At 42.2% G+C, this 24,115-nt stretch carries 21 protein-coding genes and 1 riboswitch; of the genes, 17 read left to right on the forward strand and 4 right to left on the reverse strand.

Features of this window, described 5'->3' with window-relative positions; translation table 11 throughout:
- Positions 1-72: 72 nt before the first annotated feature.
- The 4 genes from C4S61_RS12970 (at position 73) to C4S61_RS12985 (ending at position 5,000) form a co-directional block, all read left to right on the forward strand.
- Complete coding sequence (locus tag C4S61_RS12970; protein WP_103925235.1) at positions 73-1,614, forward strand: SulP family inorganic anion transporter; 1,542 nt, start codon at positions 73-75, stop codon at positions 1,612-1,614.
- Complete coding sequence (locus tag C4S61_RS12975; RefSeq protein WP_103925236.1) at positions 1,611-2,252, forward strand: carbonic anhydrase; 642 nt, start codon at positions 1,611-1,613, stop codon at positions 2,250-2,252. The genes C4S61_RS12970 and C4S61_RS12975 overlap by 4 nt, the downstream gene beginning before the upstream one ends.
- An 89-nt stretch (positions 2,253-2,341) precedes the next feature.
- A riboswitch (SAM riboswitch) is annotated at positions 2,342-2,455 on the forward strand.
- Between the two features lie 179 nt (positions 2,456-2,634).
- The gene (locus C4S61_RS12980) at positions 2,635-3,939 is read left to right on the forward strand and encodes an O-acetylhomoserine aminocarboxypropyltransferase/cysteine synthase family protein (RefSeq protein ID WP_103925237.1); all 1,305 of its coding nucleotides are present in this window, start codon (positions 2,635-2,637) and stop codon (positions 3,937-3,939) included.
- 8 nt (positions 3,940-3,947) lie between these two features.
- Entirely contained in the window at positions 3,948-5,000 is a 1,053-nt protein-coding gene (locus tag C4S61_RS12985; protein WP_103925238.1) for a homoserine O-acetyltransferase family protein, read from the forward strand.
- Between the two features lie 23 nt (positions 5,001-5,023).
- Here C4S61_RS12985 and C4S61_RS12990 read toward each other — a convergent pair whose 3' ends face one another.
- Positions 5,024-5,464, reverse strand: coding sequence for a DUF2147 domain-containing protein (locus C4S61_RS12990; RefSeq protein ID WP_103925270.1), 441 nt, complete (start codon positions 5,462-5,464; stop codon positions 5,024-5,026).
- A gap of 150 nt (positions 5,465-5,614) precedes the next feature.
- Between C4S61_RS12990 and pdeM the strand changes: the two genes are divergently transcribed.
- The 10 genes from pdeM (at position 5,615) to C4S61_RS13040 (ending at position 15,554) form a co-directional block, all read left to right on the forward strand.
- The gene (gene pdeM, locus C4S61_RS12995; RefSeq protein WP_103925239.1) at positions 5,615-6,313 is read left to right on the forward strand and encodes a ligase-associated DNA damage response endonuclease PdeM; all 699 of its coding nucleotides are present in this window, start codon (positions 5,615-5,617) and stop codon (positions 6,311-6,313) included.
- 41 nt (positions 6,314-6,354) lie between these two features.
- On the forward strand, positions 6,355-7,245 hold the full coding sequence (locus C4S61_RS13000) for a cell division protein FtsX (protein ID WP_103925271.1): 891 nt from the start codon (positions 6,355-6,357) through the stop codon (positions 7,243-7,245).
- Between the two features lie 2 nt (positions 7,246-7,247).
- A complete protein-coding gene (locus tag C4S61_RS13005; RefSeq protein WP_103925240.1) occupies positions 7,248-7,457 on the forward strand; it encodes a DUF3098 domain-containing protein in 210 nt (69 codons plus the stop codon).
- Between the two features lie 48 nt (positions 7,458-7,505).
- The gene (gene truB / locus C4S61_RS13010; protein WP_103925241.1) at positions 7,506-8,189 is read left to right on the forward strand and encodes a tRNA pseudouridine(55) synthase TruB; all 684 of its coding nucleotides are present in this window, start codon (positions 7,506-7,508) and stop codon (positions 8,187-8,189) included.
- On the forward strand, positions 8,176-9,099 hold the full coding sequence (locus C4S61_RS13015) for a bifunctional riboflavin kinase/FAD synthetase (protein ID WP_103925242.1): 924 nt from the start codon (positions 8,176-8,178) through the stop codon (positions 9,097-9,099). The genes truB and C4S61_RS13015 overlap by 14 nt, the downstream gene beginning before the upstream one ends.
- Before the next feature lie 12 nt (positions 9,100-9,111).
- Entirely contained in the window at positions 9,112-9,807 is a 696-nt protein-coding gene (locus C4S61_RS13020) for a CoA transferase subunit A (RefSeq protein ID WP_103925243.1), read from the forward strand.
- 3 nt (positions 9,808-9,810) lie between these two features.
- Complete coding sequence (locus tag C4S61_RS13025) at positions 9,811-10,470, forward strand: 3-oxoacid CoA-transferase subunit B (RefSeq protein WP_103925244.1); 660 nt, start codon at positions 9,811-9,813, stop codon at positions 10,468-10,470.
- A 57-nt stretch (positions 10,471-10,527) separates the two neighbouring features.
- Positions 10,528-10,869 (forward strand): gliding motility protein GldC, encoded by a 342-nt coding sequence (gene gldC, locus C4S61_RS13030; protein ID WP_103925245.1) that lies wholly within the window; start codon positions 10,528-10,530, stop codon positions 10,867-10,869.
- Between the two features lie 322 nt (positions 10,870-11,191).
- Positions 11,192-14,077 carry a TonB-dependent receptor gene (locus tag C4S61_RS13035; protein WP_103925246.1) on the forward strand — a complete coding sequence of 962 codons (2,886 nt, stop codon included), beginning with the start codon at positions 11,192-11,194 and terminating at the stop codon, positions 14,075-14,077.
- Between the two features lie 13 nt (positions 14,078-14,090).
- Positions 14,091-15,554, forward strand: a complete 1,464-nt coding sequence (locus tag C4S61_RS13040; protein ID WP_200820580.1) for a hypothetical protein — start codon at positions 14,091-14,093, stop codon at positions 15,552-15,554.
- 297 nt (positions 15,555-15,851) lie between these two features.
- On the opposite strand, the gene C4S61_RS13045 is transcribed toward C4S61_RS13040, so the two are convergent.
- Positions 15,852-17,351 carry a peptide MFS transporter gene (locus C4S61_RS13045; protein ID WP_235009978.1) on the reverse strand — a complete coding sequence of 500 codons (1,500 nt, stop codon included), beginning with the start codon at positions 17,349-17,351 and terminating at the stop codon, positions 15,852-15,854.
- 333 nt (positions 17,352-17,684) lie between these two features.
- On the opposite strand from C4S61_RS13045, the gene pckA reads away from it, so the two are divergent.
- From pckA to C4S61_RS13065, 3 genes are all read left to right on the forward strand, one after another.
- Entirely contained in the window at positions 17,685-19,289 is a 1,605-nt protein-coding gene (gene pckA, locus C4S61_RS13055; RefSeq protein ID WP_103925250.1) for a phosphoenolpyruvate carboxykinase (ATP), read from the forward strand.
- A 124-nt stretch (positions 19,290-19,413) separates the two neighbouring features.
- Positions 19,414-19,851 (forward strand): peptidylprolyl isomerase, encoded by a 438-nt coding sequence (locus tag C4S61_RS13060; protein WP_103925251.1) that lies wholly within the window; start codon positions 19,414-19,416, stop codon positions 19,849-19,851.
- A 216-nt stretch (positions 19,852-20,067) separates the two neighbouring features.
- Positions 20,068-20,670, forward strand: coding sequence for a hypothetical protein (locus C4S61_RS13065; protein WP_103925272.1), 603 nt, complete (start codon positions 20,068-20,070; stop codon positions 20,668-20,670).
- On the opposite strand, the gene C4S61_RS13070 is transcribed toward C4S61_RS13065, so the two are convergent.
- Both C4S61_RS13070 and C4S61_RS13075 read right to left on the reverse strand, forming a co-directional pair.
- A complete protein-coding gene (locus tag C4S61_RS13070; RefSeq protein ID WP_103925252.1) occupies positions 20,671-21,381 on the reverse strand; it encodes a TrmH family RNA methyltransferase in 711 nt (236 codons plus the stop codon).
- 18 nt (positions 21,382-21,399) lie between these two features.
- A complete protein-coding gene (locus C4S61_RS13075; protein WP_103925253.1) occupies positions 21,400-24,030 on the reverse strand; it encodes a DNA gyrase/topoisomerase IV subunit A in 2,631 nt (876 codons plus the stop codon).
- Between the last annotated feature and the right edge of the window lie 85 nt (positions 24,031-24,115).

Consider the following 24,115-nt stretch of genomic DNA (forward strand, 5'->3'; position numbering starts at 1 on the left):
GGTTTCCTTTTAATTATTTTATTTTTGGCCATATTGTCTTTTATCAATAAAAAATCAACCCCAAAACTTAATATGAACAAACTTTTTGGAAGCAACTTAAAATATGATCTGAAATCAAGCATGGTCGTTTTTTTTGTAGCCCTACCCCTTTGTCTTGGAATTGCAGTTGCTAGTGGAGCTCCCCCCATGTCGGGGTTAATCGCTGGGATCGTAGGAGGTATTATTGTTGGTGTATTATCCGGTTCACAGGTGAGTGTAAGTGGACCGGCTGCAGGGCTTACGGTAATTGTTTTGGATTCTATCAGCTCATTGGGTACGTTCCAGCTATTTCTTGCAACCTTGGTGATAGCGGGTCTGATTCAATTGGGCCTTGGATTAGTCAAAGCCGGCATCTTAGGGTATTATTTCCCTCATTCTGTGATCAAAGGGATGCTTTCCGCCATTGGCTTAATTTTGATCTTGAAGCAAATCCCCCACGCACTCGGATACGACAAAGATCAAATGGGCGATTTGGCTTTTAAGCAATTGGATAATCAAAACACTTTTTCGGAAATCTGGCTAGCAATTCAGTATTTCAGTCCAGGGGCAATACCTATTGTGATTGTGGCTTTAGCCATTTTGATTGGTTTTGATCATCCCAAAATAAAACACAACAAAGTTTTAAGCGCGGTGCCAGCGGCACTTTGGGCAGTGTTGGCAGGAATAGTAATAAATCAATTTTATGGTTTTATTAAACCTGAATGGATTTTGAAAGATGAACATTTGGTCACGATTCCGGTTTTGGGTGGTTTTAATGAAATAGGGTCGCTTTTTACTTTTCCTGACTTCAGTTTGATTACTACCAGTAACTTTTGGGTTATTGCCGTTACTCTTGCAATCATCGGGAGTATAGAAAGCCTTCTAAGCTTGGAGGCTGCCGACAAAATGGATCCCCAAAAAAGGATCAGTCCAGCAAGTCGTGAATTAGTCGCGCAAGGAGTGGGAAATACAGTTTCCGGTTTGATCGGTGGATTACCAGTGACTGCAGTAATTGTACGTACTACTGCCAATATTACTTCAGGTGCAAAAACAAAATTATCAGCTATCCTCCATGGGATTTTGTTGGCGGTTTTGGTTCTGGCCATACCTGCTATGTTGAATAAAATTCCACTCAGTTGCCTTGCGGCAGTTTTATTCATTGTAGGATTCAAGCTGGCAAAGCCTTCCATTTTTGTCCACGAATGGGAAAAGGGATTGGATCAGTTTCTACCTTTTGTAATAACCATTCTTGCGATTCTGTTTACAGATTTATTGATGGGAATTGGGATAGGAATGGTTGTTGGAATGTTTTTCGTAATTAAAACAAATTTCCAAGAGGCAATCACGCTTACCGAAAGGAATGGTAACTACCTACTTAAACTTCACAAGGATGTTTCTTTTTTAAACAAAGCCCCTTTAAAAAATAAATTGGCTACAATTCCTGAAGATAGTTTTGTGGTAATTAATGCATTTAAAGCCAAATTCATTGATCAAGACATTAGAGATGTATTAAATGATTTTATCGAATCTTCTTATGAAAAAAACATCAAAATAGAAATTGAGGGATTTAATTATAATTTAAAACAACCTGCATGAATCCTTACGAAAAATTACTTCTTCAAAACAAGGCCTGGTCGGAAGAAAAAATACAACTTGACAAAAACTATTTCGAACGACTGGCACATCAACAAAAACCCAAATTTCTTTGGATCGGTTGCTCGGATAGTCGGGTGCCTGCAAATGAAATCACAGGGACAGATCCGGGTGAGATCTTTGTTCACCGGAACATCGCAAATATGGTCGTGCAAACCGATCTAAACATGCTTTCTGTTCTACAATATGCGGTAGAATACCTCAAGGTAGAGCACATCATCGTATGCGGACATTACGGGTGCGGTGGCGTGGATGCAGCATTGACCAATAAGTCTTTTGGCTTAATAAACAAGTGGCTTAGAAACATCAAAGAAGTCTATAAAACTCATCAGGAAGAAATAGATAAAGAGCATTCCCACTCTGAGAAAATCAATAAGCTCGTGGAATTAAATGTCCTCGAACAATGTCAGGATTTGATCAAGACTTCCATCATTCAAAAGGCCTGGAAATCCAGAAATGGTCCAGAGGTTCACGGTTGGGTTTATAGTCTTTCTGATGGTATTGTAAATGAATTGGTCACCATCAAGCCCGACTTGGATGCTATTCATCCTATTTTCCGATACGAGGATTCAGAACTTTAATTAAAATTCATCCCGAAATCTGTGATTTAATTTTGAAATCTCAGTTTTCGGATTTTTATTTGAATATCTTTTCACTTTTTAAGTGTGAGGATTTATACAGAAGAGGCGAGAGACAGGCTCATTGACCCTCTGGCAACCTTCCACAACGGAGGAAAGGTGCCAATTCCTGCCGAACGAGGTATTCTCTTTTGGAACTATAAATTCTTCGCAATATGAATCGATCAATTCCCTTCTCTTATTTATTGGACCTTCGGTCAAATGCCACGCTATTTTTGGCAGTTCGATGTAAGCTCTATTGGCAGCTACCTCCCAAAATTCTATCTTTTAACTAAATACTTAATTATTATTTTCCTTTTCTCTAACCGTTTAACCTAGTTCTATCATGACAGCAAACTATCGATTCGAAACACTCCAGCTTCACGCAGGACAAGCACCGGATACTGCTACCAACTCACGAGCAGTTCCCATTTATCAAACCACCTCCTACATCTTCAACAGTGCAGAGCACGGGGCAAATCTGTTTGGATTAAAGGAATTCGGAAATATCTACACCCGGATCATGAATCCTACCACGGATGTTTTTGAAAAGAGAATTGCAGCACTAGAAGGGGGAGTCGCGGCAGTGGCAACCTCATCAGGCCAAGCTGCGCAGTTTTTAGCACTGAATAACATCATGGAAGCAGGAGACAATTTTGTTTCCACTTCTTTTCTGTATGGCGGTACTTTCAATCAATTCAAAGTTGCATTCAAGCGATTAGGAATTGATGCCCGGTTCGCCAAAGGGGATTCACCAGAGGCATTTGAGAAACTCATTGATTCTAAAACAAAGGCTATCTATCTGGAAACGATCGGAAATCCGGAATTCAACATTCCCGATTTTGATGCCATCGCTGCTTTAGCCAAAAAACATGACATTCCATTGATAGTGGACAACACCTTCGGTGCTGCAGGATATCTGTTTCAACCCATCGCCCATGGTGCCAACATTGTGGTTTCCTCTGCTACAAAATGGATTGGAGGTCATGGAACTTCAATCGGCGGTATCCTAGTAGATGCAGGTAATTTCAATTGGGGCAACGGCAAATTCCGGCAATTTTCGGAGCCTTCTGAAGGCTATCATGGCTTGAATTTCTGGGAAGTCTTTGGAGAGAATAATCCGCTGGGACTGCCAAATATTGCTTTTGCCATACGGGCAAGAGTGGAAGGATTGCGGGACTTTGGTCCTGCGATCAGTCCATTTAACTCATTTCTTTTAATTCAGGGAATAGAAACCCTTTCGCTACGGGTTCAACGAACCGTAGAGAATGCCTTGGAAATCGCCCAATGGCTCGAAGGGCATCCTAAAGTTTCAAAAGTGAACTATCCGGGGCTCGCTTCATCACCCTATCATTCCTTGGGAAAGAAATATCTGAAAAATGGATTCGGTGGGGTGTTGAGTTTTGAAATCAAAGGAACCAAAGAACAAACCTCTGCTTTCATCAATAATCTGGAGCTGATCTCCCACCTAGCTAATGTCGGTGATGCCAAAACGCTGATTATTCAACCCTCTGCCACTACGCATCAGCAGCTTTCTGAAGAAGAGCAAAAAGCAGCCGGAGTGACGCCTACCCAACTCAGGATATCACTTGGCATTGAACATATTGATGATATCAAAGCTGATTTACAGCAGGCATTCGAAAAAATCTGATTTCCCCAATGAATTTAACAAGCCAATATGCTGATTTGACTATGGCCAAGGAAGTTTTCCATTCGACCGAACCGTTACAATTGGAGTCGGGCGAGGTACTCAGAAAATTTGACCTCGCATACACCACTTACGGACAGATGAATGCGAAAAAGTCCAATGTAATCTGGGTAGTTCATGCACTTACAGGAGATTCTAATGCAGCAGAATGGTGGAATGGCCTTATCGGAGAAGATAAGTTTTTCGATCCCGGCAGACATTTCATTATTTGTGCAAACCTCCTGGGAAGTTGCTATGGATCTACTCATCCCTTCAGCGAAAATCCCGATACCGGGATACCTTATTTCTATGATTTCCCTCAAGTAACCACAAGAGATCTGGCGGCAAGTTTGGAGCGCTTAAGACAACACCTGGGGATCGAACGAATCCAGACCTTGATCGGTGGTTCCCTGGGAGGACAAGTTTGTCTGGAATGGGCTTTGACTTTAGGTCAAAAACTCGACAATGCTGTTATCTTGGCTTCTACCGCAAAAACTTCACCTTGGGTTATCGGCTTTAATGAGACCCAGCGGATGGCAATCGAATCGGATTGTACCTGGGGAGAATGCCATGAACTGGCCGGTAGCAAAGGTTTGGAGACTGCCAGGGCTATCGCTATGCTTACCTATCGTCATCCGGATGACTTATTGATCAAGCAAAGCGAACGGGAAGAAAAGACAGATGGGTTTAGGGCTTCATCTTATCTCAGATATCAGGGGAAAAAACTTGCCAAAAGATTTAATGCGCTCTCCTATTGGACACTCTCCAAAGCGATGGACAGTCATGATCTCGGAAGAGGAAGAGGAGGCGTAGAAATTGCTTTAGGGAAAATTGAGGCCAAAGTCTTGAGTATTGGCGTTAATTCAGACCTTCTTTTTCTTTCATCAGAATGCCAATTCATCAGTCAAAAAGTAAAACGTGGCACGTACAAGGAGATAAAATCAACTGCTGGTCACGATGCTTTTCTGATTGAGTTTGAACAATTGGCCTATTTTCTCCAATCATTTTACCTTGAACAACGATAAAAAAAGCGGCTTACCCGCTTTTTTTATTTTACCCTTGTCCATTCTACCGTTCGGCCCACAAATGAAAAGCCTAAATATCCTCTCATTTCCAATACCGAATCTGATTTGAGTTTCAATTCACAGGAATAGGTTTTACCATTTTTTGGATCGTAGATTTCACCATCTTTCCACACTCCTCCTGAGTATTTCAATCCTTTCAAAATAGGCAATCCCATCAACGTGCGCTGTCTCATTTTCGGATCGGAATTTTGCCTATCGGTGGCAGGCTTACCATCCGGATTAGGGTCTTTTAGCCAAGCGATTTTTCCAATGTACTCCGATTCCTTTTTGGTAATTTCAACTTGTGCTGTCTTTTCTGTATTGTACCAAAGCCCCAGGATTTTGTTTTCTGTTTGTGCATGAGCTTGACTGGCCAAACCCAGGACCAATACCACGAGAAGTGAAACTATTTGTCTTTTTTTCATGTGTTTATAATTTTCTAAAAGGCCACATGGAATCTCGCAAGGTTTCCCCGAAGTTATCGGGGCATCCCAGTGTGTGACGATCTTCGTCCTGCTCGATTTCATGAAAATTAAATTTTGATATCCTCAAATACGGATAGCTTTGAAACTATTATGCATGAAGTAAATAATTCAATCAATAACCTCACCCAAGTTTCCTTCGAATTTGATGGAATTGCACTTTCCATTAGGAAAGAAAAAGCAGTTTGGATGCCGGCTTTAAAGGTCCTATTGATTGCTGACCTGCATTTTGGAAAAGCGGCTCATTTCAGAAAGTCAGGAATTCCGATACCCGAACCGATTCATGACGCAGATTTGTCTCAGTTGAATAAACTTCAGGAAGAACTTCAGCCAACTCAAACGTATTTTCTCGGCGATTTATTTCATTCAGACTGGAATAGTCAATGGGATTATTTCAACGTTTTTTTGAGTCGGTTTCCCACTACTGAATTTCATTTGATAAAAGGAAATCACGATGTCCTTTCTCCTCAAGCTTACCATCAGTCTTCGTTAAAAATTCATAATGAACCCTTGTCTATTGGCAAGATTTTACTTTCCCATGAGCCTATGGAGAGTATTCCCACCGGACATCTGAATCTCTGTGGACACATCCATCCGGGAGTCAGATTATTAGGAAAAGCAAGACAAACGGTTCGAATCCCCTGTTTCCACTTATCCAAATCCCGACTTATTCTTCCCGCTTTCGGCAATTTCACCGGTTTGGCATTGGTGAAGCCAAAAGATGGGGATACTATTTGGGGAATCACACCCGAAAAAATCATCCACATCCTTTCTGGCACATCGATTGGTTAAATCCGCTTGGCTTTCCTATTTTTGAACTGAATTACCCAACTATGGCTAACCCCGCTCGAACAAAAAAAACACTTGGACATTTTAAGTTTGGCAGTGTACTCTTCAGCACTACCCTATCACTCTTCATTGTTGGACTTTTCGGAGTGATCTTGATTCAAGCAAGGACATTAACGAAAATGATCCGTGAAAATATTGAGATTCAGGTTTTCCTGGATAAGGGACTTCCGGAAGATCAGCTGAAAGAAATTCAAAAAAACATTTCCGGCAGACCATTCATCTTGACCAAATCGGATTCAGTTGGTTTGAGGTTTATATCTGACGAAGAGGCTGCAGCCACATTTATTGAAAGTACCGGTGAGGATTTCACCAAATTCCTCGAGGATAATCCGCTCAGGGACAGTTATGTTATTACTATAGCGGAGGAGTTTCAGACTTCTGAACAATTGGAAACGATCGCAAAAGATCTGGAAGCAATTCCGGGGGTTTTTGAAGTTTCGTACATGACTGACCTCGTCGAATCGATCAATAAAAACCTACTCAAAGTCAGCTTGGTAATGGGAGGTTTCATTTTAATTCTCATTATTACTGTGGTCATGCTGATCAATAATACCATCAGACTTGCGCTGTTTTCCCAGCGATTTTTGATCCGATCCATGCAATTGGTAGGTGCTACGAGAGGTTTTATCCGAAAGCCATTTCTGATGCGGGCCCTTCTTTTTGGAATGATCGCCGGGGCTTTGGCATCGATTATACTCTTTGGATTGGTACAATATACCAAAGCCAATATTGAGGGATTTGCCATGCTTCAAAACCAGGAAATGTTGCTGATTCTTTTTGGCGGACTGATCTTGGTGGGTGGTATTTTGAGTGTATTTAGCACGCTGAGAGCGGTAAACAAATATTTAAACATGTCCCTGGACGAATTATACTAATTATGTGCAACACACCTTTTCCTTTTTCCAAGAAAAACTACCAACTCATGCTGATTGGTCTCGGACTGATCGTCTTGGGTTTTATTATCATTGGCTTGGATGGTCAGCCCCACGGTAATGGTGTGTTGGGATTGACCATTGGCCCGATCATCGTATTATCAGGCTTTATCTTTGAGTTTTATGCGATTTTCGCAAAGTCTGAGAAAAGCTAAATCTTCCTTTTTCAATTCTCCTTCAGAGAGTTGTATAATTTTTAAAACATGCAGCAAGAAGCGTACGGAGAAGTATTTCTGATAGATAAACCATTGGAATGGACGTCATTCGATGTGGTGAAAAAAGTGAGAAATGCCCTGCGTATCAAAAAAGTCGGCCATGCCGGTACGCTTGATCCTTTGGCCACCGGTTTATTAATTGTCTGTGCAGGCAGACAGACTAAACAGATCGAAACCTACATGGGTCAGGAAAAGGAATATACCGGTTCTTTCATAATAGGAGCAACTACTGAGTCATTTGACTTGGAAAAGCCTGTAATCCCGGTTGCTGACCCATCTTTTATTACTTTGGAGCAAGTCAGGGCTGCCGCAGCACAATTGACTGGTGCTATTTCCCAGATTCCTCCCATGCATTCCGCGATCAAAGTAGATGGAAAGCGAGTGTATGAATCAGCCCGAAAAGGGATCGAGGTAAAAATGGAAGCTAGACCTGTCCAAGTCAGAGAGTTTGAGATTACAGGATTTGACTCAAATGAAATTCGATTTCGAATATCCTGTTCCAAAGGAACTTATATTCGGAGCCTTGCGCGTGATCTTGGTGAGATTTTGGGTGTAGGGGCTTATATGAATTCCTTGAGGCGAACCCGAATTGGAGATTTTTTGGTCTCAGATGCTCATAACTTGCCCGAGTTGGTAGAAAAAATTAAAGCGCGCTCCCATGAAAATCTATGAGGGATTAGCAGGCTTCACTCCTGTCAGAAACGCAGTAGTCACTTCAGGCACGTTTGACGGAGTTCATCTAGGCCATCAGAAGATCCTGAACAGAATACGTGAAATCGCCCGATCCATTCAGGGAGAAACTGTCTTGTTGACTTTTTGGCCACATCCCAGATTGGTGCTCTATTCTACCGAACACAATTTGAGATTGCTCAGTACTTTCGAAGAAAAGGCAAAACTTCTTAGACAATTTGGTATAGATCACCTGGTCACTATTCCGTTTACCAAGGAATTTTCGCAGATGAGTTCGGAGGAATTTATCAAAACAGTCCTGATCGGCGCCATAAAAACCAGGAAATTGGTGATCGGGTATGATCATCGATTTGGAAAAAACAGGGAAGGAAGCTTTGACTATTTAAAATCCAACAGTGCCGAATTTGGCTTTGAGCTGGAGGAGATTTCCCGTCAGGATGTTGAGGAAATTGGGGTTTCCAGTACCAAAATACGCAAAGCACTGGAGTCAGGAGATGTCAAGACCGCAGCAACTTATTTGGGCAGGCCGTATGAATTGAATGGAATTGTGATCAAAGGGCAGCAGATTGGACGTTCTATCGGTTTTCCTACAGCTAACATTCACGTTCCCAACGACTACAAACTTATCCCAAAAGACGGCGTTTATGCAGTGGAAGCTTCTGTTGACGAAAGTATCTACAAGTCCATGTTAAATATCGGTAACAGGCCAACCGTCGATGGAACCAAAATGACCGTCGAGGCCAACCTGTTTGATTTTCAGGGTGACCTTTATGGAAAGCAGATAACCATTTATTTTCGCGAATTTATCAGAGATGAGCAAAAGTTTGAAAACCTGGAAGCCTTGAAAAAGCAGCTTGTACAGGATCAATTAACTGCAAGATCTTTACTATAAACCCAAATTTCCATGATAAATAAAACTGTAAAAAATGCTGCCGAGGCCGTCGCAGACATCCCCAGCCATTGTATGCTGATGATGGGAGGTTTTGGTCTGAGCGGCATTCCCGAAAATTGCATTCAGGCCCTTCTGGAAAGACCCATTTCGGGCCTAACCATCGTTTCTAACAATGCCGGAGTAGATGATTTTGGGATTGGACTTTTGCTCAAAAAGCGGATGGTCAAAAAGATGATTTCCAGCTATGTCGGTGAAAACGCAGAATTTGAACGTCAGTTACTGAGTGGTGAACTTGAGGTTGATTTGATTCCTCAAGGTACGCTGGCAGAGCGTGTAAGAGCTGGAGGTGCTGGAATTCCCGCTTTTTTTACTCCCGCGGGTGTCGGGACTGAAGTGGCTACAGGAAAAGAGATTCGTGAATTTGACGGCAAACTTTACCTGATGGAGCGATGGCTCAGAGCAGATTTTTCGATTGTGAAAGCATGGAAAGGTGATACCGCAGGAAACCTGATTTTCAAAGGAACTGCCAGAAACTTCAACCCGATGATGGCAGCTGCCGGTAAAATCTGCATCGCAGAAGTAGAAGAATTGGTCGAGGCGGGTGAATTGGACCCCAATCAAATCCATACTCCCGGAATCTATGTCCAGCGGATCTTTCAGGGTGTGAACTATGAGAAAAGGATTGAACAACGAACCGTATCCCACTGAACTATGCTGACTAAAGAACAAATCGCAAAGCGAATAGCCAAAGAGGTGAAAAATGGGCAATATATTAACCTGGGAATTGGAATCCCTACCTTGGTAGCAAACTACATTTCTAAAAATCTCGATGTAGTTCTCCAATCCGAGAATGGACTTTTAGGCATAGGTCCCTTCCCCACTGAAGACAAAGTAGACCCAGATCTGATCAATGCAGGAAAGCAAACGATCACCATGGTCCCAGGATCAGCGCTTTTCAATTCTGCTGAATCTTTTGCCATGATCCGGGGCGGACATGTTCATCTGACGATTTTGGGAGCCATGGAGGTGTCGGAGAACGGCGACATTGCCAACTGGAAAATACCCGGAAAAATGGTCAAAGGCATGGGTGGAGCAATGGATTTGGTAGCTTCTGCCAAAAATATAATTGTCGCAATGCAGCATTGCTCAAAGGATGGGCAATCCAAATTATTGGCTGAGTGTACACTCCCCATTACAGGAATAAAATGTGTAAAAAAAATAGTTTCAGACCTAGCAGTGCTGGAAATTTCACCAAACGGAGGATTTATCCTTAAGGAAAGAGCACCCGGGGTTTCGGTCGAAGAAATTCGGTCAAAAACTGCCGGAAAAATCCTGATTGAAGGAGAAATACCCGAAATGACTTTTGAATAAATCTACGAGCGGGAACTTGAAAAATCAATTTCAAGTTCACCGATAAAATTGGAATGAATGAAGATATCAGAAATCAAATTCCAGATTGAGCTGGATGAGCAAAATCTCCCCAAGACCATCCAATGGGATGCAACGGATAAAGAATCCGAGGGACTTGAATCTACTAAGAGCATCAACGTAAATGTCTGGGATAATCTCAATCATGCCACACTTCGAATTGATCTATGGACAGAAGAGATGTCAGTAGTGGAAATGAAGCGCTTCTACATCGATATTCTGGGAGGAATGGCTCAGACTATCCTGAATAGTACCGGGGATGAATTTATGGCTGAGGAAATAAAAGAATTGTGTGACAGATTGGTCCTTCATGTCAATGAAGAGAACAAAAAAAGCTCTTGACCTAAATCAAAAAAATCTATAAAGACTTGATGAAAATCAGGTCTTTTTTTTGTCTAAAAAATCATAATGTGTGAGATGGATTTTGGATTTTTTAATAAAATGAAGAGAGAGGTTAAGTATTGATAATAGAAGTCATTAAAAATTTCTAATTCTCTGAGATAGTTCTCCAGTTTCCAATAGTTGACAAATTTTCAAAATGAAAATCACCAATTTTTTTTAGTTGGGAAAAATTGAAAATTCGGTTTTTACTATAAATTTCGAAGAATTGAAGGCCCAATAACCTCAAAATTTAATCCCCCATAATAAATACACAAAATAGCCTATGAAAAAATTTACAAAAAAAATCTGGGAGGCAGTGTTATCACTTATGGTTCTGGTTTCCTTGGGAACCAGCCTGGCACTCGCCCAGACAACCATCTCAGGAACGGTGACTGATGCAGACACCAAAGAGACCTTGGTTGGGGTAAACATCCTCGTAAAAGGAAAGGTCATTGGAACGATTACAGACCTTTCAGGGAAATTTACACTCAACGTAGCACAGGATCCACCATTAACTTTGGTGTTTTCGATGGTAGGTTATTCACCTCAGGAACTTGAAATCACAAATGCAAATCTATCAAATCTGGAAGTCCAGTTAGCTGAGCAGACCATGCTTGGGCAAGAGGTGGTGATTTCGGCCTCCAGGGTGGAAGAGAGTATTTTGCAATCTCCGGTTTCCATTGAAAAGATGGATATTCTCGCTATTCGTGATACACCGGCTGACACCTATTATAAGGCTATTGCAAATCTTAAAGGCGTGGATGTCACTTCTTCCTCTATCAATTTTCAAATTGTAAATGCAAGAGGATTTAATTCAACAGGAAACACCCGGTTTGTCCAACTTACAGACGGGATGGATACCCAGGCACCCGCACTGAACTTCCCTATTGGCAACCTAAACGGGCCTTCAGAATTGGATGTGGAAAGTGTGGAATTCATCCCCGGTTCAGCATCTGCACTTTATGGACCTAATGCCTTTAACGGTATTCTTCTGGTGAACAGTAAAAGCCCATTTGAATATCAAGGCCTTAGTGCATTTTACAAGCAGGGATTTAATCATTTTGGTGGAACAGCTGGAGAACCCACCAGTCCTCAACCCATGTATGAAGGTTCAATTCGTTATGCCAAGGCCTTCAACAACAAATTTGCTTTCAAAATAAATGCTTCATTTATGCAGGCAGAGGATTGGTATGGTACGGATCAAACAGATCTCGCTTTCTCTTCCCAAGGTGACCTTCCATTTAACCCAGGAGCCAATAGAGTTCACGTTTTTGGGGATGAGGTTGCAAATAATATTGGTCTGCTTAGAAATGTGGGGCCAATTCGCGAAACAGCAACGGCTTTGGGACTAGGTGGATATTTAAATAGTATTCCTGATCAAATTGTGTCCCGAACAGGATACGACGAGCGCTTTTTGGTGGATTACGGAGCTAAAAATTATAAAGTAAACGGTGCACTTCATTACAGAGTGAGTGATCGTTCTGAGCTTTCCTACACGATGAATTATGGTGCCGGTACTTCGGTTTACACCGGTGCGCAACGCTATTCTCTTCGAAATTTTGAAATCATTCAGCATAAACTAGAGCTGAGGGGTTCAAATTACTTCCTGAGAGGATATACCACAATTGAAAACTCTGGCGAATCTTTTATTGCGGATCTAACCGGTGTCAATATTAATTCCATGTGGAAGAACAATGCTTCCTGGTTTGGCGAGTATACGCTGAATTACATGGGAGCATTAGCTGGACAAGGTGTTGCTCCAGGAACAATGGGTACGAGTCAACAACAAGCAGCAGCGCATACAATCGCCAGAGGTGCTGCTGATACAGGAAGATACCTGCCAGGTACACCTGAGTACGAGAATGCATCCAGGGAAGTTAGAGGGCAATTTATCCCACAAGGTTCCTTGTTCAATGATAAATCCAGAATGTACATGGCAGAAGGCCAGTATGATTTCAGAGAGGAAATTGATTTTCTAGATCTCCAGGTTGGAGCGCAATACCGGGTTTATGATCTGCAATCTAACGGGACCATCTTTGCCGATGTGGAAGGAAATGATATCACCATTTCAGAATATGGAGCTTTTGTCCAAGCCGGAAAGAGAGTTTTGAATGAAAAATTAAAAATCAGTGGGAGCATTCGATACGATAAAAACGAGAATTTTGATGGCCAATTCAGTCCAAGAATTTCCGGGGTTTTAACTGAGAAAAACCACAATTTCAGATTATCCTATCAGACTGGTTTCCGAATGCCGACTACACAGGCACAACATATTGATCTCAATGTAGTCTCTGCACGGCTTATTGGTGGCTTACCATTTTACAGAGAGAAATATGATATTTTCACCAATGCCTTCACCTTGGCATCTGTAGAACAGTATGTGGCAAAAGTAGGCGCAGGTGCAAGCCCAGTTTCTCCAGAAGCGACTAGTTTGCTACAACCTGCTTCTGCAGAGGATTTTCCGGAATTGAGACCAGAGCAAGTACGGTCAATTGAAATTGGTTACAAAAGCTTGTTAAACAACAACAAGATATTAATTGACTTTGCCTATTACTACAATGTGTATAATGACTTTATCACGCAAAATGCTGTTAGAAAAGCTCCGGGACCAATCTTCCCTATGCCTGCAAATGGCGACCAATTGGCGATAAATGCAGTAAACGCTCCCACGCTTTTGACTCCAATCACAACTCCCGGAAGTGAAAATACATTTCAGACTTATACCAATTTTACAGATGGAAATGTAAAAGCTCACGGTGCAGCATTTGGACTGACATTTAATTTGCCTAAAAACTACACACTTTCAGGTAATTACAATTTCAACAAACTCATCACCTCCCCTTCAGAGGGATTCTTGAATGACTTCAATACCCCTGAACATAAGGGTAACGTCACATTTGGAAATAGAAAAATCACAAAGAATCTAGGGTTTAATGTCGCCTGGAGATACCAAACGGCCTTTAGATGGGAGTCATCATTTGCCAGAGGCGATGTGCCGGCAGTTTCTAATTTTGATGCGCAATTAAGCTATAAGGTCAGCTCCATCAAATCCATTGTCAAACTTGGAGGTTCAAACGTTCTCAATAACAGGTATTTCCTGAATTTCGGAGGCCCAACCATTGGAGCGATTTATTATATCTCAATCACGTTTGATGAGTTGCTAAATTAAATTCCCTATACCTATGAAAAATATTTTAAAATATATATTCCTCCCAGCAGTAGGGTTCCTTGCATCTTGTTCCTATGAGTTTCCGGTAAATGAGATAATCGAACCCACTTCCGGCGAAGCTAACTTTGCCAGTACCATAGTAATTGGTGATGGGATTGCTGCGGGTTTTATGGATGGTGCCTTATATGACAGAGGCCAAAGTAATTCATTTGCAGTCCAAATGACAAATCAAATGAAATCCCTCGGTGGAGGTAATTTCAATTTGCCGCTTATCAACTCTGTGAATGGATTTTATGCAATAGGACCCGGTAATTCCATTCTTGGTAGGCTTATCTTAAAAACGGTAAATGGGGTAACCTCCCCCGCGCCAATTGGACCCGGGGATTTACCTGGTCCCTTTTCAGGAAATAAAGCCGAATTAAATAACTTCTCGATACCGGGATTGACACTTGGATTGGCTCTAATTCCTCAAACTGGAGGGCCAAATGTTCCTCAGAATCCCGCCTTTAATCCCTATTATGCAAGGTTTGCAAGTAATCCAGGCGTCTCAACCCCCATTGGGGATGCAGCGACTGCACTTGGAACCAATGGCACATTCTTTACTTTCTGGTTGGGAAGTAGCGATGTTCTGGGTTATGCGGTGGGTGGAGCTTCCAATCCGGCGATCTTAACTCCGAATGATGCATTCGCTCAGAGGTTCACCTTGGCCTTGGGAGCTATGCTACAGGCAAACCCAGATGCAAAAGGTGCAGTAGCCAATATTCCTGATTTGAACGTTTTACCCTATTTCAATTTGGTTCCGTGGAATGCACTTCCGCTCGATGGACCTACTGCTGCAGCTGTAAATCAAGGATTTGCTCAATATAATGGTGGTTTATTGCAACTTCAAGCTATGGGCGCAATTACCGAGGCTGAGCGTATATTGCGAACGATCAACTTTACAGCTGGACAAAATGGGTATCTTATGTCCGATGAAAACTTAACTGATCTTACCCAATTTGGTCTTCCTTCTATCAGACAAAGTAATTCTTCTGATAGATCAACGTTGACATTAGCGCAGGCTCTAGGTCAACCTGTTGGAGGTAATCCTCAAGTGGTTAGAGGGGTTAGTTTTCCTGTGGAGGACCAGTTTGTCCTTACGAGCACTGAACAGGCGGAAATACAGGATAAAATCAACGCATTCAATGGAGTAATAGCTTCAGCTGTTCAGGCTAACCCTCAGCGGTTAGTTTTGGTTGATATTAAGGGATTACTCAATCGTGTACGAGAGGGGTCGGTTAATTCTGGAGGAGTTTCACTCACCGCCAGCATCGTACCACCCAATGGAGGTTTCTCCGTTGATGGAGTTCATCCTAATGGCCGGGCACATGGATTCATTGCGAATGAATTTATAGATGCTATAAATTCGAAGTGGGGGGCAAATATTCCTTTGGTTAATCCAAACGCCATTCCAGGGAATGACCTGCCAATTCAATAGTATGATTTGAAAGATTTAATCTAAAAGCCATCTGAACATTTCAGATGGCTTTTTTGTGCAAGAATTGAAAAATCTCATTGAAAGAAGTAACGCTTTCATTTCTGGATTAGGTTTTAAATCTAAACGAAAGCTGTCGAGGCCAGGCTCCCAAAAATCCTGAAAGGGCAATCTTAAACCAGGATTCCAAAACTTTGAGAAAGTAACGTTTTGGAATTCGGCTAAAAAGATAGCGTCTTATACCCAACAAAATAAACCTGCCTTTTCAGACAGGTTCTTAATGAATCTCAATAGTTACTTTTAGTGGACTTTCCCCATCATTTTCCTCAATAAAGGAGTCAGGAGCAACAAGACCAAAGCCGATCCCATCACCGTATAGACAATCATCATAAACTGGTCCGGCATAGCAGCAAGTCCCTCTTCGGTTCCCCCACTTGCTTCTCCTGCAATGATTCCCGCAAAAAGGTTACCCAAGGCAACCGAAAGGAACCAGATGCCCATCATCTGACCTCCATATCCCTTAGGGGCTAGTTTGGTCACTAAGGACAGCCCTACCGGTGACAAACTAAGTTCGCCAAAGGTATGCAGCATGTACGTGATAATCAACCAAGTCGGTGCCGCCAGGTCCCCTGAGGCAGCAATTTTTGTAGCGAAATACATCACAAAAAAACCCATTCCCAGTAGCAGGAGCCCAAAAGTGAACTTCAAAGGTGAACTTGGTTCAAGATTTATCCTACCAAGCCAAACCCACAATGCCGCGAATATGGGGGCAAAAATGATGATAAATAAAGAATTGATCGACTGAAAATAGCCAGTGGGAATTTCCCATCCCATAATGGTACGATCAGTAAAGCGTTCTGCAAAGAGATTTAAGGTGGAGCCTGCCTGCTCAAAACCCGACCAAAACATAGCCGAGAAAAGAAACAAAATGGCGATGACCCCGACTTTGTTTCGATCTGATTTATCTAAACCTCCAAAGAAAATCACATACCCCAAATACCCAAAAGCAACCACTGCAATCACTGTTCCTGAAGCTTCCGCAATGGCTGGAGCGTCAATTGGAATAATTCCGGAAAACAGAACTGCAATGACTGTAACACCTACCAATCCAATCAATGAGGTAATGGATCTTAGTTTCTTTCGATCAGCAATTTCCTGGCTTGTATTTGCTATCGGAACCTCACCAAAGCCTGCAAGAGCGCTTCCTGTAAGTTTGTATTGAATCAGCCCAAAGATCATCCCCAAACCAGCCAAACCAAATCCCATGTGCATGTCATATTCTGCGACGGTGCTACAGGCAAGTGGAGCGATAAATCCACCTAAGTTAATTCCCATGTAAAAAATAGAAAACCCAGCATCCCGCTTGGAACTACCCTCTGGATAAAGCTGGCCTACTATCGAACTGATATTTGGCTTTAATAAGCCTGTGCCCAAAACAATTAGGATCAATCCCAAAAAAAACGAGGTGGTGTCTAATGTACTTAACGAATCCTTGGGTCCTGAGGCACCATTGATCCAAGTCTCCACTCCCGGCAGCGCCATCATGAAATGTCCCAAAGCAATGATTATCCCTCCATACCAGACGGATTTTTTCAAACCAAATAGTCGGTCTGCTAACCAACCACCGGGTAAAGCCAAAAGGTACACACCCATGGTATAAAGCCCATAAACAGCTCCGGCTGTTTTATCATCAAATCCCAACCCACCATCAACAATTGCTTTGGTCATAAAAAGTATGAGCAAAGCCCTCATTCCGTAGTAGCTAAAGCGTTCCCACATTTCTGTGAAAAACAATGTCATCAATCCTTTTGGATGGCCGAAGGCAGTTGGGCCAATAAATTCCGGAGATAGTGGTTTTTCCAATTTTCAGTCAGGTTTGGGTAATATTCAATCCACAATGATAAACTTTTTTCCAAAGATTAATCACCTAAAAGAAAGGTTTTATCCTGGGAATCGGTCTTTTTTACCAGCTTGGATTTTGCCTGTTTTCAATTTTATGACCCAAATCATTATTGGAACTGATTTTTTTTCGAAATCGATTGAAAAGCAAAATTTTGAGGTTTTTTTGATTTTGAATTAAAAATACTTGTCTAATTTTGGGGTACGATTTTCAGAATATAAACCCAATATCTTATGCAGGACCTAGTTCTGACTCCTTCAATTTCTTCCTTCCCACAGCCTGATGTGGATACCAAAGGAAAAGTATTCACCAATCTCACCCCGGCAGAACTTGTCGAGCATGCGCTGAGTCGCAGGGAAGCCTTCCTGACGGCTACCGGCGCTTTGATGGCAGACACAGGAAAATTTACCGGACGGTCTCCCCAAGACAGATTTATTGTTCTGGATGATAAAACCCGTGACGCGGTATGGTGGGGCGACATCAATATTCCTTTTGATGAGGATAAGTTTGACAGTCTCTTGGCTAAAGTCAAAAATCACCTCGCTTCCAAGGATTTATTTGTCCGCTATGCCAAGGCAGGTGCAGATCCTGCGTATCAATTAAATCTGAAAGTAATCAACACCCTGGCTTGGCATAACCTGTTTTGCTACAACATGTTTCTCAGACCAAGCAAACAGGAACTGAAGTCCTTTCTATCGGATTTCACCATAATCTGTGCCCCAGAGTTTGAAGCTGATCCTGAACTAGACGGCACCAGAAACCCGAATTTTGCAATTCTCAATCTCACCAAAAGGATGATTCTCATCGGAGGTACAGCTTATGCCGGTGAAATGAAAAAGGGAATTTTCTCAGTCTTAAACTTTATTCTACCGTATGAGAAAAATGTCCTTTCGATGCACTGTTCGGCCAATAGGGGCATTGATGACGATACAGCCATCTTTTTTGGACTTTCGGGGACAGGGAAAACAACGCTATCCGCTGACCCCAAACGCCAACTTATCGGAGATGATGAGCATGGCTGGACCGAAACCTCAGTTTTTAACTTTGAAGGGGGATGCTATGCCAAAGTAATTGACCTCACCCGTGAAAAAGAACCCGAAATCTACGATGCGATCAAGTTTGGGGCAATCGTGGAAAATACACGATTCAAACCCGGAACCCGAGAGGTGGACTATGCCAATAAATCCATCACAGAAAATACCCGTACCGCCTACCCAATTCATTTTATCCCAAATGCACTAAACCCATCCATAGCCGGAATTCCAAAAAATATCTTCTTTCTGACAGCAGATGCTTTTGGAGTGATTCCCCCAATCTCAAAATTGGACAGCAATCAGGCGATGTATCACTTTATCTCTGGCTACACCGCCAAAGTCGCTGGGACCGAGATGGGCGTGACAGAGCCTAAATTGACCTTTTCAGCTTGTTTTGGTGCTGCATTTCTTCCATTGCATCCCACAGAATATGCCAAATTATTTGGTGAAAAAATGAAAAAACATCAAGTAAATGTATGGCTGATCAACACCGGATGGACAGGTGGACCATACGGCATTGGATCAAGGATGAAACTGGCCCACACCCGTGCAATGATTACGGCTGCCCTGGAAGGAAATCTAGAGTTTGCCCCTTTCCGAAAAGATCCTGTTTTTGGGTTTATGGTACCTGAGCTTTGTCCCGGTGTTCCTTATGAAGTGCTTAACCCCAGAAACACCTGGGAGGATCCGGAAGAATACGATAAAAAGGCGCAATATCTTGCTAGTGCCTTCATTTCTAATTTTGAGAAATTCAAAGATTTTGCATCCGCAGATATTTTAAAAGGAGCACCAATTGCAGGTTAATCAATAAATGGGGGTGAAATTTCACTCCCTTTTCTTTTATTCTTGATAAAAAACTAAGTCAAACTCCTATTTTTGCCAACCTTTGTCTTTTGACACTTTTGTCACAAATCAGAAATTCAACTAAATGAAAACTGCAGAAATAATCACAGAAAAAGGAACTATGAAAGTGGAGTTCTATGAAAAGGATGCTCCGATCGCTGTTCAAAATTTCATAGACCTTTCAAATAAGGGATTTTACGACGGATTGACATTTCACCGCGTCATCCCAAATTTCGTGATCCAGGGAGGTTGCCCGATCGGAAACGGAGCTGGAGGACCTGGATACAAAATCAAATGTGAACTGGACGGAGAAAACCAATATCATGACCGTGGAGTACTTTCTATGGCGCATGCAGGAAGAAATACCGGCGGATCTCAGTTCTTTATATGCCATAGCCGAACCAATACGGCACATTTGGACAGAAATCACACTTGCTTTGGCAAAGTGGTGGAAGGTTTGGACGTCATTGATGAAATCAGAGCAGGCGATAAGATTGAAAAGATCGTCATTTCTGAAGCCTAAGTTTAGAGGTTGTCCCATAAGGCTTCTATGTGTCAGCCTGAGCACCTGACCAACGAGAGTTGGGCAGTACGAAGGCCATTTTCAGTTAATCTGACCACATTTCGACTATGCTCAATGTGACATAGGTAGTTTTGAGACAGCCTCTTTTTTTTGATTAGGCACTTTTTACAAGGATTGGAATGGTAATTGAGTAGGGGCAGGTCTGTAATGATCCTTATGTTCAAATTCTTCTACTTCTTTCTCTTCTTTTGTTTATTTCAGGTTGCCATTCCTGCTATCGCTCAACGCTACGGAACTGCAATGGGAATTCGATTTGGAAATTCTGAACTGAGTCGAACCGTTGGACTGAGTGTTCAGCAGCGGGTATTGGAAAGAGTTACCTTGGAGGCAATTTTGCAATCTGATTTCAGTAGAAATACTAATTTTTCTCTTTTAGCTGAGCGCCATCGACCAATCATTTCAAAGCGATTTAATTACTATTACGGAGGTGGTATTGGTTTCGGAAAGGAGGAGAGTTTCATCAAAAATGAAGAAACCATGCAAATTGACCATACGTATGGCAACTCCACGGTGGGGGTTGATTTGATCGCAGGTGTGGAATTGACTGTGGCTAATGCAGTGATCTCTTTGGATTATAAGCCAAATATCAACCTGGCAGGAAGATCGGAATTTTATCGGGGCCAGGTAGGCATCTCCGCCAGAACAGTCTTAGTGAAAAGTAAAGAACAAAAGAAAAAGCAAAGACAGCGTCAGAAAGCCAAAAGATCAGGCAAAAAACAAACTGTAAAGCCTTTTTCGGATTTATTCAAAAAGAAATAGCTATTGATTTTTTGAAATGTTTTTTAGGTACACTTTCTCGTGTATTGCTGAGTTCTTGACTAGGCTTCGATACCATTTCATGCGCAGCGTATTTTTTTCAGACTCCGAAAGGTAAAAGTCAGGCAAATTCAATTTCTCTGCCTTTTTCACCAAATCATAGAGGAAAATAGACGCCGATACTGAAATATTAAAACTCTCGGTAAACCCCAACATCGGAATTTGTACAAGTCCATCAGCTTTGGATTTGACTTCCTCAGATATCCCCTCGTGTTCGTTGCAAAATACCAATGCTAATTTTTCAGTCGGTTGCAGTTCATGAATAGAGATCGATGATGGAGAAGGGCTTGTCCCATAAATTCGGTATCCATTTTCCCTAAGCCAGGAAAAACAATTGTCAACAGAATTTGTCCCTTCCCTGTAATATTTATGTAAATCAATCCACTGAGACGTCCCTCTTGTCACAAAGGGATTGACCTTGTATTGATTGGTTTTTTCAATGATATGAATATCCTGAAGCCCAAAACAGTCGCAAGTCCGGATTACTGCACTGGCGTTATGCGGTTTGAAAATATCCTCCAAAACAACTGTCAAATGTCGCGATCGCTTGGCCAGGACCATTTCTATCACTGACTTTTTGTGGTCTGTGATAAACTGACCTAAATAATTCAAAAGGTCCTGATCAAATTCATTATTGTGGATTGATTCAACCATTTGGAATAAATGGAGCTATCAGAATAGCCCCAATTGTTCGTCTTCGTCTTTTTTGGGGCTCAAGTCAATTTTGCTTCCAACCTCCAATTCTTGATCAGAATCGGTTACTTCTTCATTTCCTTCTTCTAATTCCATGGAAGATTCTTCTTCTTCAGCCTTTTCAGAGATAATCAGGGAAACGTCTTTCACCGGATAAGTGCTAAGCTTATTTCCGATCGCTTTCCAACCTTTGACATCGATCAGCATGTCCAGGTCATATTCCATGACTTCTTCTTCTTTTCCTTTGGTCAGGGTCACCGAAACCTGCGGTTGACTTGAAGTCGAAACGACTTTGAGGTAGGACTGCTTGTGGTCGGTGATGAAGTTAAATCGCTTATTGATCGTGGTAGTTTCGATTAAAAACCGCTTCACAAAGAAGTTTTTTGTTCCTCCGTCAAAATAAATAGCCGAAATCACTTTTTGAATATCAAACTTCTCAATCAGAACCACATCCTTGGGCTCATAACGATTGGTCAATTCAAAACTTGTAAGCTCGTAATCACCGTTTCGGTAGCAAACGAGGATCTTATCATCCCCTAAGAAATTGCCAATTAATTTACCCCGTTGGTCAGTATTCAGTCTACCCACTACCGTATCGTAGAAAATATTGATTCCCCCAAGGGTGGATTTTCCTTCCATCTTGAGTTGAATTTTTCGGACCGGATAGCGCGTCAAAATATTGCCTCCTGCTCCCCTACCCTTGATTTCAATCTCTGCAAAGTCAAAATCAAAGACTTTCACCCGTGCTTTGGCTCCTTGGGTGAGGTAAACTGTGACGAGTTCTGCTTCCCCGTTTGGATTGGCAGTGAGATAAAGGACTTTGGTTCCTTTGGTGCCTTTGGTCAAGTCGTATTCTTTGTCTCGGGTGATTCCACCGATCTGGAATCGTTTGACCATTGACCTGCCAGAGCCTCCATCCAGATAGATCAGATTATAGGTCATCCGGTCATCGTTTTTCCTGAAAATTCCGGCGTAGAGAATATCCTTTCCCATAAAGCCTTTTTCCTGGATTTTGGAAACCATAAACTTGCCATCCCGACGAAGGACAATCACATCGTCCAAATCAGAGCAATCACAAATAAACTCGTCCTTTTTCAGCCCATAGCCCACAAAACCATCAATTTTGTTGACATAAAGTTTGGCATTGTTTGCAGCTACCACGGTAGCCTCAATGGTGTCCAAAGCCCGAATCTCTGTCTTCCGTTCACGACCTTTTCCGTATTTATCTAGCAAATTCTGATAGTACTTGATGGAGTATTCAGTCAGGTGCTTCAGGTTGTAATTGACCTCTTTGACCTCTTCCTGAAGGCGCTTCATCAATTCGTCAGCCTTGAATGCATCAAACTTGGAAATACGCTTAATTTTAATTTCTGTCAGGCGAATGAGATCTTCCTGAGTGATTTCTCTGTAGAAGTCCGGCTTGTAGGGGTCCAACCCTCGGTCAATCGCCTCCAAAACGGCATCCCATGTGGTACATTCTTCGATGTCGCGGTAGATCCGGTTTTCGATGAAAATCTTTTCCAGAGAAGAAAAAAGTAATCGCTCCATCAATTCTCCCCGACGGATTTCGAGTTCTTTTTTAAGCAGTTCTTTGGTTTGCTTAGTGTTGTATTCCAGAATATTATTAACAGTAAGGAAAACAGGCTTGTCCTCGATGATCACACAGGCATTTGGAGAAATGGAAATCTCACAATCTGTAAATGCATACAGGGCATCAATCGTCACATCCGGTGAAACGCCAGGTGCCAATTGGATCTGAATTTCAACGTCTTTGGCGGTATTATCGACGACTTTTTTGATTTTGATCTTTCCCTTATCGTTGGCTTTAAGGATCGAATCAATCAAGGAATCTGTAGTAACTCCATAAGGAATCTCCTTGATCAAGAGCGTCTTACTATCCTCTTCTTCAATCCGTGCCCGAATTTTCACCTTTCCGCCTCGATGCCCCTCGTTGTATTCGGAAAAGTCTGCAATCCCCCCCGTCATAAAATCAGGAAGAACGTTTGACTTGTTCCCTCTTAAGATTTCGATGGAAGCTTCGATGAGTTCAATAAAATTGTGGGGTAGAATCTTGGTAGATAGACCAACGGCAATTCCTTCCACACCCTGAGCCAAAAGCAGGGGAAATTTCACCGGCAAGGTGACAGGTTCCCGCTTCCTCCCATCGTAGGAAAGTTGCCATTCAGTCGTCTGTGGATTGAATACGACGTCTAAGGCAAACTTAGAAAGTCTGGCCTCAATGTATCGTGCAGCGGCGGCTCCGTCACCGGTTCGGACATCGCCCCAGTTTCCCTGTGTCTCGATGAGCAGTTCCTTTTGGCCCATGTTGACCATGGCATCCCCGATAGACTGATCTCCATGCGGATGGTATTGCATGGATTGGCCGATGATGTTGGCGACTTTATTGAATCGACCATCATCCATCTCCTTCATGGCATGCAGAATTCTTCGCTGTACCGGCTTCAGGCCATCCTCGATCGCAGGAACAGCCCGCTCCAGGATTACATAGGATGCATAGTCCAGGAACCATTCTTTATACATGCCTGTGATCGGCACGGAAGTGTGAAGATTTTCGTCCCCACTGTCAACTGTGATATTTTCGTCACTCATTTATACTCTCCAATTTTGATAAATGTAGGTGGTCAATAATACCCTACCCACCGAAATCATATTTCCGATCAGGAAATAATCATTT

The organism is Algoriphagus boritolerans DSM 17298 = JCM 18970 (assembly GCF_900108085.1).
GTDB lineage: Bacteria > Bacteroidota > Bacteroidia > Cytophagales > Cyclobacteriaceae > Algoriphagus > Algoriphagus boritolerans.

Bases quoted from the DNA above. Each gene is read 5' to 3' on its own strand.
- C4S61_RS12970 (WP_103925235.1), top strand. From the start codon at position 73: ATGAACAAACTTTTTGGAAGCAACTTAAAATATGATCTGAAATCAAGC.
- C4S61_RS12975 (WP_103925236.1), top strand. From the start codon at position 1,611: ATGAATCCTTACGAAAAATTACTTCTTCAAAACAAGGCCTGGTCGGAA.
- C4S61_RS12980 (WP_103925237.1), top strand. From the start codon at position 2,635: ATGACAGCAAACTATCGATTCGAAACACTCCAGCTTCACGCAGGACAA.
- C4S61_RS12985 (WP_103925238.1), top strand. From the start codon at position 3,948: ATGAATTTAACAAGCCAATATGCTGATTTGACTATGGCCAAGGAAGTT.
- C4S61_RS12990 (WP_103925270.1), bottom strand. From the start codon at position 5,464: ATGAAAAAAAGACAAATAGTTTCACTTCTCGTGGTATTGGTCCTGGGT.
- pdeM (WP_103925239.1), top strand. From the start codon at position 5,615: ATGCATGAAGTAAATAATTCAATCAATAACCTCACCCAAGTTTCCTTC.
- C4S61_RS13000 (WP_103925271.1), top strand. From the start codon at position 6,355: ATGGCTAACCCCGCTCGAACAAAAAAAACACTTGGACATTTTAAGTTT.
- C4S61_RS13005 (WP_103925240.1), top strand. From the start codon at position 7,248: ATGTGCAACACACCTTTTCCTTTTTCCAAGAAAAACTACCAACTCATG.
- truB (WP_103925241.1), top strand. From the start codon at position 7,506: ATGCAGCAAGAAGCGTACGGAGAAGTATTTCTGATAGATAAACCATTG.
- C4S61_RS13015 (WP_103925242.1), top strand. From the start codon at position 8,176: ATGAAAATCTATGAGGGATTAGCAGGCTTCACTCCTGTCAGAAACGCA.
- C4S61_RS13020 (WP_103925243.1), top strand. From the start codon at position 9,112: ATGATAAATAAAACTGTAAAAAATGCTGCCGAGGCCGTCGCAGACATC.
- C4S61_RS13025 (WP_103925244.1), top strand. From the start codon at position 9,811: ATGCTGACTAAAGAACAAATCGCAAAGCGAATAGCCAAAGAGGTGAAA.
- gldC (WP_103925245.1), top strand. From the start codon at position 10,528: ATGAAGATATCAGAAATCAAATTCCAGATTGAGCTGGATGAGCAAAAT.
- C4S61_RS13035 (WP_103925246.1), top strand. From the start codon at position 11,192: ATGAAAAAATTTACAAAAAAAATCTGGGAGGCAGTGTTATCACTTATG.
- C4S61_RS13040 (WP_200820580.1), top strand. From the start codon at position 14,091: ATGAAAAATATTTTAAAATATATATTCCTCCCAGCAGTAGGGTTCCTT.
- C4S61_RS13045 (WP_235009978.1), bottom strand. From the start codon at position 17,351: ATGACATTGTTTTTCACAGAAATGTGGGAACGCTTTAGCTACTACGGA.
- pckA (WP_103925250.1), top strand. From the start codon at position 17,685: ATGCAGGACCTAGTTCTGACTCCTTCAATTTCTTCCTTCCCACAGCCT.
- C4S61_RS13060 (WP_103925251.1), top strand. From the start codon at position 19,414: ATGAAAACTGCAGAAATAATCACAGAAAAAGGAACTATGAAAGTGGAG.
- C4S61_RS13065 (WP_103925272.1), top strand. From the start codon at position 20,068: ATGTTCAAATTCTTCTACTTCTTTCTCTTCTTTTGTTTATTTCAGGTT.
- C4S61_RS13070 (WP_103925252.1), bottom strand. From the start codon at position 21,381: ATGGTTGAATCAATCCACAATAATGAATTTGATCAGGACCTTTTGAAT.
- C4S61_RS13075 (WP_103925253.1), bottom strand. From the start codon at position 24,030: ATGAGTGACGAAAATATCACAGTTGACAGTGGGGACGAAAATCTTCAC.